Origin of the sequence: Antarcticimicrobium sediminis (assembly GCF_004348975.1) — a bacterium.
In the GTDB taxonomy this organism is placed as follows: domain Bacteria; phylum Pseudomonadota; class Alphaproteobacteria; order Rhodobacterales; family Rhodobacteraceae; genus Antarcticimicrobium; species Antarcticimicrobium sediminis.
Genome location: NZ_SMFP01000005.1, coordinates 237,935 through 253,412 on the forward strand (window position 1 = coordinate 237,935; position 15,478 = coordinate 253,412).

The window sequence follows — 15,478 nt, forward strand, 5'->3', positions numbered from 1 at the left end:
CCAGTCCGGGCCCTGTGTAACACATCCTATGCCCGGGCTGGCGTCGCATCACAACTCTGACAGCCGAATCCCGGCGACTTTATTTCGGTCTCGAACTCAGGTTAGATCCCCCTCGCCCGCAGCGAAGGACAGACCACGGATGAAAGACATCATTACGGCGAACAAAGGCAAATTCCGCGACCGCCAAGTGACCCGCGACGGTCAACCGCGGGCCTCGGTGCCGCTAAGCCATCCCGAAACGCTCTGGTTCAACACCGGCACGCTGTGCAACATCACCTGCGCCAACTGCTATATCGACAGCAGCCCGATCAATGACGCGCTGGTCTATATCACCGCCGACGAGGTTGTGGGCTATCTCGACCAGATCAAGACCCGCAACTGGCCGGTGCGCGAGATCGGGTTCACCGGCGGCGAGCCGTTTATGAACCCGCAAATGATAGACATGACCGATCGCGCCCTGACGCGCGGCTATGAGGTGCTGATCCTCACCAATGCGATGCAGCCGATGATGCGCCCACGGGTGCAAGAGGGGCTGAAACGCTTGCAGGCCGCACATGGCGACCGCCTGACCCTGCGGATTTCGCTCGATCACTATTCACCGGTGCAGCACGACGCCGAACGCGGGGCCGGCGGTTTTGCCCGCACGCTTGCGGGGATGGACTGGCTGCGCGACCAGGGGATCACGATGACGGTCGCGGGCCGCACCATCTGGTGCGAAACCGAGGATCAGGCCCGCGCCGGGTTTGCCGCGCTGTATGCGGCGCGCGGCTATGCCATCGAGGCCACCGATCCCGGCCAGACCGTGCTGTTTCCGGAAATGGATGCAAGCGCCGAAGTGCCCGAAATCACCGCCGCCTGCTGGGGCCTGCTGAACACCGCGCCTGAATCGGTGATGTGTGCCTCGTCCCGCATGGTGGTGAAACGGCGCGGCGCCGAACGGCCGGTGGTACAGGCCTGCACCCTGCTGCCTCACGACCCGCAATTCGAGTTGGGGGAAACGCTGGAAGCGGCCGAACGCGACGTCTTCCTCAACCACCCCCATTGCGCCAAGTTCTGTGTGCTGGGCGGGGCAAGCTGCGCTGGCTGAGCATCAGCCCGGTGTCAAATCCGGGCTGATCCCCTGAGATCCCATGCGCTTTGTCTTGTGGCCTCAGAACGCCCAGTCATCGACCAGAAAGTTATCAGCCGTCAACGCTGTCTCACCGCCGAAACTGACCAAGACATTGTCCCCGAAATACAGTTTGCCCACCGCATTATCCATATAAAGTTTGTCCTCCTCGGCGGCGGACCAGATCGATTTGTCAAAGGTGACCTCGGTATCGCGGACCTCCTCGGCATCAAAGATGATGACATCCTTCTCGGCGGAAAAATCGTTGATCCGGGCCAGCTTGGAATAGCTGTCCAATTCCAGATAAACCTTGTCGTTGCCATTTCCTGTACGGATCACATCCGGCGCCTCGGCGAAACTGCCGGACAGGACATAGATCGTGTCGTTGCCCGCCCCTGCATTCGCGGTTTCCGAATACATCCCGTCCAGGACGATGGTGTCTGCCCCGCCTCTGGTGCGGATCACCGCGTCGAAATCATTTGGATAGCTGCTTGAGGAGGCGTTCATGAGCACGACATCAGCGCCCTTGCCGGTGTCCACGATCAACGAGCTGTCGACACCGATATCAGCGGAATATTCAAACCGGTCGTCGCCACCGCCCAGATTGACCCGGATCACCCCGTCCACCCGCATCGACGCCGTCTGATGCAGGAACACCGTCTCGTCCAGGTCTCCGCCGATAATGGCCAAATCCTCCGGAGTGTTGCCAATGGCGGACAGTTCGATATCGAATTCCCGATGTTCAACCGAGCGCAGCAGCGGCGCGACGCCGGTAAGGTCAAGATCGCTCGCCTTTGCACTGTAGTCCGTCATATCGACCGTAACAGCGACTGCCAGCGTGTCATATCCCTTGCCCCCGTCAAAGCTCAGCCGGGCGAGTTGATCGAGCCCCGCCAGCCCATCGAAATTGAGGGTGATATTCTCCAGCCGGTCACGCCCTGTGCCGCCGAAGAACCGATCTGACACGTCATAGTCCGGGTCCACGCCGTCGATCCCGTAAAAGTAAAAGACGTCGTTCCCCGCCAGCCCGTAGAAGCTTTCGCGGATTTCCGATCCAGCCGACATCACGTTGTCACGGTCGGTGCCGAAATAGGTACTGCGCATGGTGTCCCGTCCCTTTATTCAATATGACATGTCTCCGGCAGGCTCCTCGCCCCGGATGACGCCGCCAAAACTCTAGGCGGCAGCAAAGCGCAATACAATCCAGCGTTTAGCATTATCTAAAATTTCACGTCTAAAGAATGCGACCTGCGCCGGAATCACACGACAGAGACGGGCGACGGACGACGGACGCACAGGTCGGACACGAATACGCCCCGAATACGAACGCCAGATTGCATCAGTGCAGCGTGAATTCACCCACCACGTTGCGCCACTCTCCCGGCGAAATCATCTTGCGGTGATTGAAGCGCACCGAATGGAGCGGCCCGTCGATCTCGCGCTGCCAGAACTCCACGAATTCGAACAATCGCGGGTGATCCGGCGCAAGGTCATAGTCCTGCCAGACAAAGCTGTTCAGCACATGAGTATAGTCCGGCATGTGATAGAAAAACTCTGCCGTGGTCAGCCCATATCCCTTCAGCATCAGTTCGGTTTCCGATGTTTTCATTTTTTCGGCCCCTTTTCTGCTCTCACAGGACCATGATCACCGGAAATTTCTATTTTTCAACAAAAACAGTGTGTTATCAGAGGCTACAGGTGGCTGCCAAGACCATCCGGAATGGCCCATTGCACCTTATCTATCGGGTCTGATAAGGTGGTTATACTAAATATAGACCCCGCACAAAGAATGGGCATGACCGTTGAGTGATACGCCGGAACCCCCTGAAAACACGGACGAAACCCAACCGGAACGCCCCGTCTATGACGGGCCGTCGGTCTCCATCGAGTCCGAAATGCGCACGTCCTATCTGGACTATGCCATGTCGGTCATCGTCTCGCGCGCGATCCCGGATCTGCGCGACGGGTTGAAGCCGGTGCACCGCCGCATCCTTTATGCGATGCATGAAACCAACAACGGCCACGACAAGCCCTATCGCAAATCGGCCCGCCCGGTTGGCGACGTGATGGGGAAATACCACCCGCACGGCGACAGCGCGATCTATGACGCCCTCGTGCGGATGGCACAGGATTTCTCGATGTCTTTGCCGCTGCTCGACGGCCAGGGCAACTTCGGCTCAATGGACGGCGATAACGCCGCCGCCATGCGCTATACCGAAGTGCGGATGGACAAGCCGGCAGCCTATATGCTGGCCGACATCGAAAAAGAAACCGTTGATTTCCAAGACAACTATGACGGCAAGGACCGCGAACCCACGGTTCTTCCGGCGCGGTTCCCGAACATGCTGGTCAACGGCGCCGGCGGTATTGCCGTGGGCATGGCAACCAACATCCCGCCGCACAATCTGGGCGAGGTGGTCGATGCCACGCTAGCCCTGATCGAAGAGCCGGACCTGACCAGCGAGCAGCTGATCGAGTACATTCCCGGCCCCGACTTTCCCACCGGCGGCGTCATGCTGGGCCGCTCTGGCGCGCGCAAGGCCTATCTGGAAGGGCGCGGCAGCGTCATCATCCGGGCCAAGACCCGGGTCGAAGAGCTGCGCAAAGACCGCTATGCCATCATCGTGGACGAGATTCCCTATCAGGTGAACAAGGCCTCGATGATCGAGAAGATCGCCGAACAGGTCCGCGACAAGAAGATCGAAGGCGTGGCGCATGTGCAGGATGAATCCGACCGCAACGGCGTGCGCGTGGTGGTCGAACTCAAGCGCGATGCCACCCCCGACGTGGTGCTGAACCAGCTGTTCCGCTTTACCCCGATGCAGGTCTATTTCGGCTGCAACATGCTGGCGTTGAACGGCGGTCGGCCTGAACAGTTGACCCTGCGCCGCTTCCTGACCTCTTTCCTTGAATTTCGCGAAGAGGTCGTGGTGCGCCGCACTGCCTTTGACCTGCGCAAGGCGCGCGATCGCAGCCATATCCTGTGCGGTCTGGCCGTCGCGGTCTCGAACGTGGACGAGGTGGTCGCCACCATCCGCAGCTCAACCGATGCCGCCGAGGCGCGCGTCCGCCTAATGGAGCGGCGCTGGCCCGCCGCCGATATTGCCGGCTATATCCGGCTGATCGACGACCCGACCCATCCGATGAATGACGACGGCACCTATAACCTGTCCGAGCTTCAGGCCCGCGCGATCCTCGATCTGCGGCTGCAGCGCCTGACCCAACTGGGCGTCAAGGAAGTCACCGACGAGCTGGAAACCCTTGCCGCCAAGATCAAGGAATACCTTGAAATCTTGGGGTCGCGGGATCGGATCCTCGAGATCATCAGCACCGAGTTGCGCGAGATCAAGGATCTGTTTGCCGTGCCGCGTCGCACCGCGATCGTCGACTGGTCCGGCGACATGGAAGACGAGGACCTGATCGAGCGCGAGGACATGGTCGTGACCGTGACCTCGGTCGGCTATATCAAACGCACCCGGCTGGCTGATTTCCGCGCCCAGAAGCGCGGAGGCAAAGGGCTTTCGGGCATGGCGACCAAGGACGAGGATGTGGTCACCACCCTGTTCGTCGCCAACACCCATACCCAGCTTTTGTTCTTTACCACCGAGGGCATGGTCTACAAGCTCAAGACATGGCGGCTGCCGCTGGGCGGTCGCACCTCCAAGGGCAAGGCCATCGTCAATATCCTGCCAATCCCCACCGGGGTGTCGGTCGCCGCGATCATGCCGGTGGACCGCCCGGAAGCGGAATGGGACGATCTGCAAATCGTCTTTGCCACCACTGCTGGCGATGTGCGCCGCAACGCGCTGAGCGATTTCACCAATGTGAAACGCAACGGCAAGATCGCGATGGACCTGCCCGAGGGCATCGAGATGGTGGACGCGCGCATCTGCTCGCCAGAAGACGACGTGATGCTGGTCACCGATTCCGGTCGTGCGATCCGCTTCCCGGTCACGGATGTGCGGGTGTTCAAAGGCCGCAAATCCACCGGGGTACGCGGCATCCGGCTCAACGGCGAAGACCGTGTCGTGTCGATGTCGGTGATCCGCCATTTCGAGGCGGAGGCCGAAGAACGCGCCGCCTATCTCAAGATGCGCCGCGCTGTGGCGGGGCTGGCCGATGATGCCGAAATCGAGGACGAGGACGAGGCCGCGCCCGGCCTGATCAGTCAGGAACGCTATGCCGAGATGTCGGCGGCCGAAAACCTGATCCTGACCCTCACCACCGGCGGCAGCGGCAAGTTGAGCTCCAGCCACGACTATCCGGTGCGCGGACGCGGCGGCATGGGCGTTGCCGCGATGGACAAAGCGATGCGCGGCGGTGCTGTCGTTGCCTCCTTCCCGGTCGAGATCGACGATCAGATCATGCTCGCCACCTCCAAGGGTCAATCGATCCGGGTGCCGGTCGAGGGGATTTCGTTCCGCTCGCGCAGCGCCGGTGGGGTCAAGGTGTTTAACACCGGCAAGGGCGAGGAAGTGGTCAGCGTTGCCTGGATCGCCGACCAAGGCGACGAGGACGACGAGACCAAGGAAGATGGCGACCAAAACGACGGCGCCAAGGATACCGGCGGCGCGGACGATAACAGTGACGCCTGATCCCTAACGGAGCGTCTGGCCGCAGTGCCGGACGCTCCACACTCTTTCGCGCTCCTCAGCCCTGCCGGTATTGCGCGATCATGGCCAAAATCTCGGCCATGACGGTCGCCCCCAAAAGCGAAGTGATCTGACCCGGCCCCTCATAGGTCGGGGTGATCTCGACCACATCACAGCCCTTGATGTCGAGCCCGCCAATCGCCCGCAACAGGGCAAGGGTTTCGCGCGCGGTTGGTCCGCCCGCTTCCGGTGTTTCTACCGCAGGCGCGGCCGAGGGATCGACAAAATCCATGTCAAAGGTCAAAAAGACCGGCGCCCCGGCGGTGCGCATCGCGATACGGTTCGCCAGCGCCGCGAAACCGATGGTAAAAATCTCGTCCGTCGTGACAACGTCATAGCCAAGATCAAGCGATTGCGTGATGTCACTGGCGCGAAACAGCGACCCGCGCATCCCGATCTGGATCGAGCGGGCCGGATCGACGATCCCCTCCTCCACCGCGCGCAGAAACGGCGTTCCGGCAGAATAGCGACGCTCGGCGAAATAGGTATCCCAAGTGTCGGTGTGGCTGTCGAAATGCACCAGCGCCAGCGGCCCGTGCCGCTTTGCCACCGCGCGCAGTTCGGCCAGTGTCACCGAATGATCGCCCCCGATACAACAGGGCACCGCCCCGGCAGAGACGACCCGGTCCACCGCCTCCTCCAGCCAGACCAGCGTTTCCATCTCATAGCCCGGCACCACCGGGGCATCCCCGAGATCGGCGATCTTGAGCGCCTCGAAGATGTCGATGTTGCCGCGATAGGGGTTGAAGGGCCGCAGCATGATCGACGCCTGCCGCACCGCATTCGGTCCCATCCGGGCGCCGGTGCGAAACGGGGCACCGGAATCCGACGGCAGACCAAGGATCGCGGCATCCAGCCCCTCGGCCCTGTCGCTTAACGGCAATCGCATGAAGGTCGGCACACCGACGAACCGCGGCACGTTCAGGCTGTCTTTCGGCGCGGCGGGTTTGGGGCTCATAGGGGGCCCCTTGAAAATTCAAGGTGAATGTCGCGCGGTGTACAATCCGCCCCGTTGATCGGGGTGACGTCCTGCGGGCAGGCCGAAAGGACAAGGACAATAGCGCGATCGGCCTTGAGCGTCACGTGACCGCCGGGCGCGGCGACCGGAAGATCGCGCAGGATCTCACCCTCCGGCCCCACGCGCACGCGCATGAACAGGTTGAGCGACGCCGGCGTGAACGGCATCTCCAGCCCGATCTGCGCCAGCGCCTCGTGAAAGTTTCCGGCGCAGCTTCGATGTGCAGGCGGCTGGCCCAGATCGGCATAAAGCGGCCCGTTGCAGGGGCAAAGCTGGGTGTCGTGATGCCCCGGCGTCGCGTCCTCCACCATGGTAAAGAGCGGCCTGCGATCCATCCCCATGACCGACAATCCGGTGTCGATGTAGATCGAGGAATTGACCGAGCGGGTATGCTCCATCGAGCTGTATTGAACCGTCCCGTCGCCGGTCTCGGAGCCGTCCGCGGCCAGCGCCCAGGCATCGACCGCCTGGGTGCCGTGGGGGTTGACGATGCGCACCGTCTGCCCCGCCGCCATGTGCCAGGCCCCCCCGGTGGAGGCGAGAAGGATATGTTGCCCCATTGCTCCCCCTCAGCTCGCGTAGACCGAGGCGAAATCGCGAAACCCCTTGATCTCGATCGGGTTTCCGGCAGGGTCGAAAAAGAACATGGTCCGCTGCTCACCCGGCTCGCCTTCAAACCGGATGACCGGCGGGATGTCGAATTCAATCCCTGCCTGTTCCAGCCGGTCGGCCAGTTCCAGCCAGCGATCCAGCGGCAGCACCGCGCCCATATGCGGCATCATCACCATGTGGTCGCCGACCTTGCCGGTCCGGGTGGTTTTCATCGGTTCGCCCAGATGCAGCGACAGCTGATGACCGAAGAACTCGAAATCGACCCAAGTGTCGGTGCTGCGCCCTTCTTTGCAGCCCAGCACGTCACCATAAAAGGCACGGGTGGCGTCAAGATCGGTCACGTGGATCGCGAGATGGAACAGGGGAGTCATGGTTTGCCTCATGTTTTTGGGGTTATTTCAACGTCATGGCGCGAGGCAGGGTCGAAAGCGGTTCGGCCCCTGTCTCGGTCACGATCACGGTTTCGGAGACGCCCACCGTATAGGCGCCATAGCTGCGCAGCGTGACCGGAAGATGAAAGACCATCCCCGGCTCCAGCAGCCGTTCAACGCCAGTGAACAGCGACAGGATCGCCCCCTCACCCCAATCGGGGGCAAAGGCCACACCCATAGAATAGCCAACGCGCTTGCGGAAAGCGGCGCTATAGCCGGCGTCGTCGATCACCGCCTGCGCGGCCTCGTGGACGGCGGCGCAGGGCACACCGGGGCGCATCATCTTCAGCGCCGCCTCCAGCGCGCGCAGGGCAGTGTCCATCATGCGCGAAACCTCGGCCGGGGGCGGACCGATCCAGACCGAGCGCATCAGCGCGGCATGATAGCGATCATGGCTTGCCGCGAGCTCAAGAAAAACCGCATCGCCGTGCCGCATGGTCCGACGGCGCCAGGTTGCATGTGGAATGCCCGAGCGGGGACCGGAGCTGACAAGCGGCTCCATCGCCATGGCTTCGGAGCCTGCCGAAAGCGCAGCTGCCATCATCGCCGCAGCCACGTCATTTTCCGAGACCCGCTTGCCACAGGTCGCGATCGCGGCCCCCAGACCGGCCTGCGCATAGCCCGCCGCGCGCCGGATGGCGTCCAGCTCCAGCGGCGATTTCACCACCCTGAGATCCTCCACCCAGCCCGACCCATCGGTCAGCGCGACAGGAAGCCCAGCTTCCATCCGGGCGCGGGTGTCGGGGCTGACGAACCAGCCGGTGCGTTCGCACGCAAGACGGGAGAGCCCCATCTCGCTGACCATCCGCGCCAACACGGTGATCGGGTCCGCGCCATCCTGCCATGTCTCGATCCTGTCAAGATAGGTCGCCGCCCGCGCGCCAGTCTCTTCAAGTTGCCGCACCAGCAGCCGCGGCGCCCCCTCGACCGGCACAACAAGCGCCTGAAAGGCAAAATAGCCCGCCGTCTGCCGTCCCGTGGCCCAAAAGATGTTTTCCGGCCCCGTCAGCAAAAGCGCCTCGGCCCCCTCCTCGTGCAGGCGCGATTGCAGCGCCGCAATCCGGCGGTTGAATTCGCCCTTGGGAAAGACCGCCTCGCGGCCGGGCCGGACGGAGATGGAAAGGTCCGAGGTCTGTCTCATGCTCATGCACCCGAGAATGTCTGGAGGAACCGATCGCGCACATGATCAAAGTGACGCCACATCGCGGCGCGTGCCGCTTCGCCGTCGCCAGCGCCAATGGCATCGATGATTTCAACATGTTCGCGGGCCTGATCGGTAAAGGAGTCATATGTGCGTGTCAGCGTGCAGCGTCGCGCGATCGCGCGCTGTTCGGCCAGCAGTTCGGGAAGCAAACTCAGCCGCGCGGCGCGCGCGACCGCCATGTGAAACCGCTCGTCCACCTCCCAGAAGGCATCGAACGCAGTCTCGCTCCCCTCGACAAAGCGCTGCATCTCTGATCGCAAATCGCTCAGCTCCGGCGGTATCGGGAACCCCGCCGCCCGCGCCGCCGCCGCACTTTCCAACTGTTGGCGCAGGGTCACGATCTCGAACAACTGCTCGACCGTGACCGAGCGCACAAGGATCACACCGTTCTTCAACCGGTCGATCACCCCTTCGCTTTCAAGCTGCGACAGGGCCGTCCGCAACGGCGTGCGCGAAATACCAAGTTCTTCGGCCAACCCGCGTTCCGAAAGAACGGATTCAGCGGCAATGCGCCCTTCGGAAATATCCGACTTGATCCGATGATAGGCCGTGTCCGACAGGGTCTCGCCGCTCATGCCACATCCCCCAACAGGGCAAGCGTGACCGCCTCGACCGCGGCGGCAAGATCGGCGATGTCCATGCCCTCCTCGGGGCAGTGGCTGCCGTCCCAATTGCGGATAAAGACCATGACGCTGTCCCACCCGGCGGTGGCGAAGGCGGCGGCGTCATGCCCGCCGCCGGACAGCATCCGTCTGGGCTGGTCCCCGCGCAGAGCTGCGCCAGCGGCGATCCAGTCCAGCATCTTTTGCGACATCCGTTCCGGCCTTGAGCGGGTTTGCAGACCCAGATCAAACCGAACGCCGGGATGGGCGGCCTCGATCGTCGCGATCTCCGCTTTCAACGCGGCATCTGCGGCGTCCAGCGTCGCCGGATCCTCGGAGCGCAGATCAAGACAGAACCCGGCCTGCCCGGCCACCTTGGCCATGGCATGGGCCGGACCGGCCGCATCGACCCGGCCAAAGGTCACGGTCAGATCCTGCCCCGCTGCCAACATCCGGTCCCAGACCGCGTTCATCGCTACGATCAGCTCGGCCAGCGCGACCACCGCATCGGCGCGCCCGTTGCGCGGCGCGGCGCCGGAATGGGCCCAGACGCCGCGCACCTCGGCCCCGCGATAGCGCAGCCCGCCGCGCACGGCCTCGACAAGCGCATAGGCTTCGCCAGCGTTGAACAGGATCGGGCCCTGTTCGATATGAAACTCGACAAAGCGCGCCGGGGGCGGCGGCGTCTGGGCCAGCACCGCGGTGGCATCATATCCCTGACCTGCCATATGCGCGGCAAGGCTGCGCCCATCATCGCTGCGTGGGGCCTCCATGTCCTTGGCCTCAAGCCGCCCAAGCGCCGCGCGCGATCCGATGTAAGAGACCGGGAACCAGACGCTTTCCTCGGCCCGGGTGACGGTCAGGACGATATCGCTCGCCGGTGTGATACCGGCCGTGCGCAGCGCCGCGATCACCGCCAGCGCGCCGATCACGCCCGCCTGCCCGTCATAGGCGCCGCCCATGCTCACGGTATCGAGATGCGAGCCGATATACAGCGGCACCGCCGCCGGGTCGCGCCCGGCCATGCGGGCAAACAGATTGCCCGCTGCATCACGGCTGATGTCAAGATCAAGCGCCCGCGCCTCTGCCTCGATTACCGCATGGGCCTGCGATTCAAGTTCGCTGTAAGACGGACGCGTCCAGCCCGGACCGGGGGCGGAAAGCGCATTCACCTTGGCCAGAACACGGGGGATCGTGGCGCCGATCACCGCCACCATGTCGGGAGAGAGGACAGGATCGCTCATGCCGGGGCCTTCCAGAGTTCAGGGTTCAGCGTGGTCGCGGGAAGCCCCCCGGAGAGGGCCGTTACCACATGGCCGGCTGCGGCGCGGGCCACCCGGCTCAGCGCCTCTTCGGTGGTGGCGCCCAGATGCGGGGTGAAAATCACGTTGCCATGGCGCGCCAGCGGTCCCTGCGCGGCACCGGGGGAATAGACGTCCAGCCCGGCCCCGGCGATCCGGCCCGAACCAAGCGCCGCGTCCAGCGCCGCCTCGTCCACCAGACCGGCGCGGGCCAGATTCACCAACAATGCGCCGGGTTTCACCGCCGCGAACCGTTCGGCGTTCATCATGTGCCGGGTGTCCGCCCGCATCGGGGTGTGGAGCGAAATCAGATCCGCCGCGCCCAGACCTGCCTCCAGCGAGGCGGCACGCGTATAGGGGCCGATATCGCGGGCATGGGGCGAATGGACAAGAATGCGCATGCCAAAGGCGGCATCCAGTATCCGGCCAAACCGGCTGCCGATCGCGCCCCACCCGATGATGAGCGCGGTCTTGCCCTCAAACTCGACAAAGGTACGACTTTCCCGAAACCCTGCTGTGCCGCTGCGTTCGGCGGCATCGGCGGCACTCACCCCGCGCGCCAGCGCCAAGGTCAGGGCCAGCGCATGTTCAGCGACCGAGCGCGCATTGACCCCCGGCGTATTGGCGACCAACACGCCTTTTTCGAAGGCGGCGGCCTTGTTCACGGCGTCATGCCCGGTGCCATGCACCACCACCACCTGCAACCGATCCGCCCCCTCGAACGCGGCGGCCGAGAATCCGGCATCGCGCGTGATCACGCCATCACAACCGCGCACCATGCGCGCCAGAACGTCGGGGTCTGTCCCCGGCGCAAGCACCGGCTCGATCCCCGCCGCGCGCAGGATGGCCAGCCCGTCCTCATGGATCGGTTGCACGACAAGGCATTTCATGCCGCAGGCTCCTGTCTGATTCCGGTCTGTTCGAGCCGCCGAAAAATCGCGTCGCGCGCGCCTTCGAGATGGGCGCGCAGGGCCTTTTCGGCGCGCGGCCCGTCCTTGTGTCGAAGCGCATCAATAATATCGAGATGGTCAGCCCAGCCCTTCAGGAACCGCGCCGGAACCAGCGTATGATCAAAGATCGCCGTGCGCCGGTGCAGGTTGGCGATCAGCCGCGCCGTGGCCCGGTTGCCGGCCGCCAGCGCGATCATCTGATGGAACTCGTTGTCCGTGTGCCACTCCACGTCCTCGTCCCCCGGCCCTTGGCGCATCAGGGCGATGGTCCGCACCTCCATCGCGTCGAGCAGATCGGGGTCGATCTGAATCGCCTCACGCGCGCAATTGGGTTCAAGGGCAAGGCGAAGGAAAAAGATCTCTTCGACCTCTTCGGCATTGATCCGGCGCACGCGTGTAAAGCGGCCCTGCACCTCGGCCAGACCTTGGCTGAGGATACGCTTGAGCGCTTCGCGCACCGGGGTCCGCGACATCTCCAGCCGCTCCCCAAGCGCGGCCTCTTGCAGGATCTCTCCGGGTTTGAGATCGCCCTCCAAGATCATGTGAAGAATGCGGCGATGCGCCTGTTGAACAAGGGTTCTGTCGCTCATGTCTCGCCCTTTTTCTCGGCTCCGGACACGATCCCGGGCGTGGTCTCGGGCGTATTCCCGGGTGCGACGGCTTCGGGATCGAAGATGCCACCAACAAGATCGCATGACAGCAGAAATTCCGACGTCAGCGTGACGGTTTGTTTCGTCACAAGCCCCTTCAGCACAGCCGCCAAGCTAGCGGCCTGCGCCCGCGCTGCCGCCTCGGCCGCGGTACGCTCCACCACAGCAAAGCGCAGCCGCATTCCGGTTGGCATCTGTGCCAGTCGCGACAGGTCGGCAGAAATCACGGTGGCGATCTTGGGATAGCCGCCGGTGGTCTGGCATTCGGCCATCAACACCATGGGCCGGCCCGATCCGGGCACCTGTATCGCCCCCGGCACCGTCCCGTCCGAAACGATGTCGTGGCCCCGCTCTGCCGGCATATCCGGTCCATCGAGGATGCTGGCCATGCGATCGCGTTGCGCGGTAATGGTGAAGTCTTGACGCGTCAGTCGCTCCAGCACATGCGGCGCAAAATAACCATCCTGCGGCCCAAGCAGAATGCGGATCGGGTCGGCAAAACGAGGGGGCGGCAGCGGCGCGGCGGGGCGCAGCAGCACGTCGGCGCCGCTTTCCTCGCCCAGTGGCAAACGATCCCCGGCCTTCAGGGCACGCCCGCACAACCCGCCAAGACCAAAGCGCAGATGTGTGCTGCGCGCGCCCATCACAAGCGGGGTGTCAATGCCGCCCGAAACGGCAAGATAGCCCCAAGCCGTATTCTTGAGCATGCCGATCTTCAGCACCTGCCCCGCCTCCAGCCGGTGACTCTCATCGGGGGCAAGGGGCGTGCCGTCGACGGATATGTCGCAATCGCCGCCAGTCACAGCAAAGCGCAGCGGGCGATCCGAGCGGAACTGCCCGCCCATCCCGGCAAACTCCAGCACGGCGGCGTCTTGCGGATTGCCACAAAGCGCATTGGCCAGCGCATGGGCTGGGGCATCCATCGGACCGGCCGCGGAAACCCCGAAGCGGCGCAAACCGCGACGGCCCCGGTCCTGAACCGAGACGAGCGGCCCGGCAGAAAGGATTTCCAGCGTCATTCCCGGCCCTCAGGCACGACGATCTCCGGAACGACCACGACCTCCCCGGCAGCAAGGCGGCGGGACAGGGTTTCGAATTCTTCCTGTGTCACCGGGGTGAACCGGATCAAATCCCCCGCAGCAAAAAGAAACGGCTCCTCGCGCGCCGGATCGAACGCCTTGAGCGGCGTCTGCCCGATAAAGCGCCAACCCGACGGCCCTGCCACGGAATTGACCGAGGCCTGCTGCCCACCGATGCCGATGGCCCCGGCTGGGACCAACTGGCGCGGCTTTTGCAAACGCGGGGTGTGCAGCCGTTCAGGCAGCCCGCCAAGATAGGCAAACCCCGGCGCAAAGCCGATCATATAGACGCGGTACTCGGCCCCGGAATGCAGCGCGATCAACTCTTCCCGGCCCAGCTTCTTTTCAGCACAAAGATCGTCCAGATCCAGCGCTACCGCGCCTCCGTAACAGACTGGTACATGCCACCGCCGTCGCGTGCCGGGCCGATCCGCCGTCTCTGTCAGGCGCGCCGCGACCTGCGCCTCGACCTCGGCACCGCCAATCACAAGCGGATCAAAAACAACAAGCAGGGAGCGATAGGTCGGGACCACCTCTTCCATCCCGACAAAGGGCTGCGCCTCCAAGGCTGCGGCAAGGTCGATTACGGCATCATTTGTCGCGACGTCGATCCCCTCTCCCAACGAGACGGTCAGCGCGCGATCCCCAAAAGGGTGAAACACCGGTGTCATAAGGACACGGCCCCACGCTGTATTGTATTGATCCGTAACATATGTGTTTTTAACCGGTGCGCTGATGTCGTGAAGTGGCAATCTCTTGCCATTTGGGTATACCACTTGTATCCGCTTTGAAAGAGCCGGGCTCGCATCGGGACGCACGATGTGCCAATAGTCCAATTATTGGGCAATTCCCCGCAACAGCCCCCGGAGGCCAGAAAATGACCCGCACCCTCGATTTGAACTGCGACATGGGCGAGAGCTTTGGCGCCTACAAGATCGGCGACGATGCGGCCATGATCGACCTTGTCAGCTCGGCCAACGTGGCCTGCGGCTTTCACGCGGGCGACCCCACGGTCATGCGCAACACCGTTCGGATGGCCCGAAAAGCCGGCGTGTCTGTGGGCGCACACCCCTCTTTCAACGACCTGTATGGTTTCGGGCGCCGCCGGATTTCCGGCGAACACCCCGACGATCTGGAGGCGCAGTTGATCTATCAGATCGCCGCGATGCAAGGCATGTGCGCCGTCGAGGGACACAAGATGACCCATGTGAAAACCCATGGCGCGCTTGGCAATATGGCGGCCACCGACCCCGATCTCGCCGCGCTTTGTGTGCGGGCGGTCAAGTCGGTCGACCCCATGCTGGTCTATGTCTCCCTGCCCTATTCCCAGACCTATGCCGCCGCTGAAAAGGCTGGGCTGCAGGTCGCCTGCGAGATCTACGCCGACCGCAGCTATACCGATGCGGGCGAATTGACCCCGCGCAGCGAAGCAGGGGCCGTGATCCATGATCCGCAGCAAAGCCTTGATCAGGTGCTGGAGATGGTGCTGAACGGCGTCATCCCCACCACCGGGGGACAGCGCCTGCCGGTCGAGCCCGCAACGCTGTGCATTCACGGCGACACCCCCGGCGCAACAGATATCGCGCGCAACCTGCGCAGCGCCCTTGAAAAGAACGGCATCACCATCGCGCCTTTCGCCAAGCCCTGAGGAAGAGCATGTCGGGAACGGCCCGTCCCGCTGGGAACCCTCGCGCTAGCAGATACGCCACCGCGCTCTGAGTCGCGCGATTCTACAAGCAGGCGCGTCCCGGCGTGTCCCTTCCCCTCCCTTCCCCTCCGCAACTGATCAAAAAACGTGCATCTACGCGCTGCTGAGCGACTTGGTGCGCCACTGGTATACTGAAATCTATGCGATCTCATGAATTCAGTAT

The 15,478-nt window shown here is 63.4% G+C and carries 15 protein-coding genes; 3 read left to right on the forward strand and 12 right to left on the reverse strand.

Features of this window, described 5'->3' with window-relative positions:
• Positions 1-139: 139 nt before the first annotated feature.
• Positions 140-1,087 (forward strand): radical SAM protein, encoded by a 948-nt coding sequence (locus E1B25_RS10115; protein WP_132828922.1) that lies wholly within the window; start codon positions 140-142, stop codon positions 1,085-1,087.
• Positions 1,088-1,150: 63 nt separating this feature from the next.
• Here E1B25_RS10115 and E1B25_RS10120 read toward each other — a convergent pair whose 3' ends face one another.
• Both E1B25_RS10120 and E1B25_RS10125 read right to left on the reverse strand, forming a co-directional pair.
• Positions 1,151-2,212, reverse strand: coding sequence for a hypothetical protein (locus tag E1B25_RS10120; protein WP_132828924.1), 1,062 nt, complete (start codon positions 2,210-2,212; stop codon positions 1,151-1,153).
• A 235-nt stretch (positions 2,213-2,447) separates the two neighbouring features.
• Positions 2,448-2,717 carry an usg protein gene (locus tag E1B25_RS10125; protein WP_132828926.1) on the reverse strand — a complete coding sequence of 90 codons (270 nt, stop codon included), beginning with the start codon at positions 2,715-2,717 and terminating at the stop codon, positions 2,448-2,450.
• Between the two features lie 193 nt (positions 2,718-2,910).
• On the opposite strand from E1B25_RS10125, the gene gyrA reads away from it, so the two are divergent.
• Entirely contained in the window at positions 2,911-5,703 is a 2,793-nt protein-coding gene (gene gyrA, locus E1B25_RS10130) for a DNA gyrase subunit A (protein WP_132828927.1), read from the forward strand.
• A 55-nt stretch (positions 5,704-5,758) separates the two neighbouring features.
• Here the strand turns inward: gyrA and E1B25_RS10135 are convergent, their stop codons facing one another.
• From E1B25_RS10135 to pxpB, 10 genes are read right to left on the reverse strand one after another with little or no spacing between them, the layout of a single operon-like run.
• On the reverse strand, positions 5,759-6,718 hold the full coding sequence (locus E1B25_RS10135; RefSeq protein WP_132828929.1) for an agmatinase: 960 nt from the start codon (positions 6,716-6,718) through the stop codon (positions 5,759-5,761).
• Positions 6,715-7,338, reverse strand: a complete 624-nt coding sequence (locus E1B25_RS10140; protein ID WP_132828931.1) for a DUF1989 domain-containing protein — start codon at positions 7,336-7,338, stop codon at positions 6,715-6,717. The genes E1B25_RS10135 and E1B25_RS10140 overlap by 4 nt, the downstream gene beginning before the upstream one ends.
• Positions 7,339-7,347: 9 nt before the next feature.
• Positions 7,348-7,761 (reverse strand): VOC family protein, encoded by a 414-nt coding sequence (locus E1B25_RS10145; RefSeq protein ID WP_132828933.1) that lies wholly within the window; start codon positions 7,759-7,761, stop codon positions 7,348-7,350.
• Positions 7,762-7,783: 22 nt separating this feature from the next.
• Positions 7,784-8,968 (reverse strand): M24 family metallopeptidase, encoded by a 1,185-nt coding sequence (locus E1B25_RS10150; protein ID WP_132828935.1) that lies wholly within the window; start codon positions 8,966-8,968, stop codon positions 7,784-7,786.
• Complete coding sequence (locus E1B25_RS10155) at positions 8,965-9,600, reverse strand: GntR family transcriptional regulator (protein WP_132828937.1); 636 nt, start codon at positions 9,598-9,600, stop codon at positions 8,965-8,967. The genes E1B25_RS10150 and E1B25_RS10155 overlap by 4 nt, the downstream gene beginning before the upstream one ends.
• The gene (locus tag E1B25_RS10160; RefSeq protein WP_132828938.1) at positions 9,597-10,871 is read right to left on the reverse strand and encodes a hydantoinase/carbamoylase family amidase; all 1,275 of its coding nucleotides are present in this window, start codon (positions 10,869-10,871) and stop codon (positions 9,597-9,599) included. The genes E1B25_RS10155 and E1B25_RS10160 overlap by 4 nt, the downstream gene beginning before the upstream one ends.
• On the reverse strand, positions 10,868-11,818 hold the full coding sequence (locus E1B25_RS10165; protein WP_132828940.1) for an NAD(P)-dependent oxidoreductase: 951 nt from the start codon (positions 11,816-11,818) through the stop codon (positions 10,868-10,870). Before E1B25_RS10165 ends, E1B25_RS10160 begins: the two co-directional genes overlap by 4 nt.
• Positions 11,815-12,468 carry a GntR family transcriptional regulator gene (locus E1B25_RS10170; protein WP_132828942.1) on the reverse strand — a complete coding sequence of 218 codons (654 nt, stop codon included), beginning with the start codon at positions 12,466-12,468 and terminating at the stop codon, positions 11,815-11,817. Before E1B25_RS10170 ends, E1B25_RS10165 begins: the two co-directional genes overlap by 4 nt.
• Positions 12,465-13,547: a 5-oxoprolinase subunit C family protein gene (locus E1B25_RS10175; RefSeq protein WP_132828944.1), complete on the reverse strand. Its 1,083-nt coding sequence runs from the start codon at positions 13,545-13,547 to the stop codon at positions 12,465-12,467. The genes E1B25_RS10170 and E1B25_RS10175 overlap by 4 nt, the downstream gene beginning before the upstream one ends.
• Positions 13,544-14,278, reverse strand: coding sequence for a 5-oxoprolinase subunit PxpB (pxpB, locus tag E1B25_RS10180; RefSeq protein WP_132828946.1), 735 nt, complete (start codon positions 14,276-14,278; stop codon positions 13,544-13,546). The genes E1B25_RS10175 and pxpB overlap by 4 nt, the downstream gene beginning before the upstream one ends.
• A 206-nt stretch (positions 14,279-14,484) precedes the next feature.
• Here pxpB and E1B25_RS10185 point away from each other — a divergent pair, with 206 nt between their 5' ends.
• Positions 14,485-15,255, forward strand: coding sequence for a LamB/YcsF family protein (locus E1B25_RS10185; protein WP_132828947.1), 771 nt, complete (start codon positions 14,485-14,487; stop codon positions 15,253-15,255).
• Positions 15,256-15,478 lie beyond the last annotated feature (223 nt).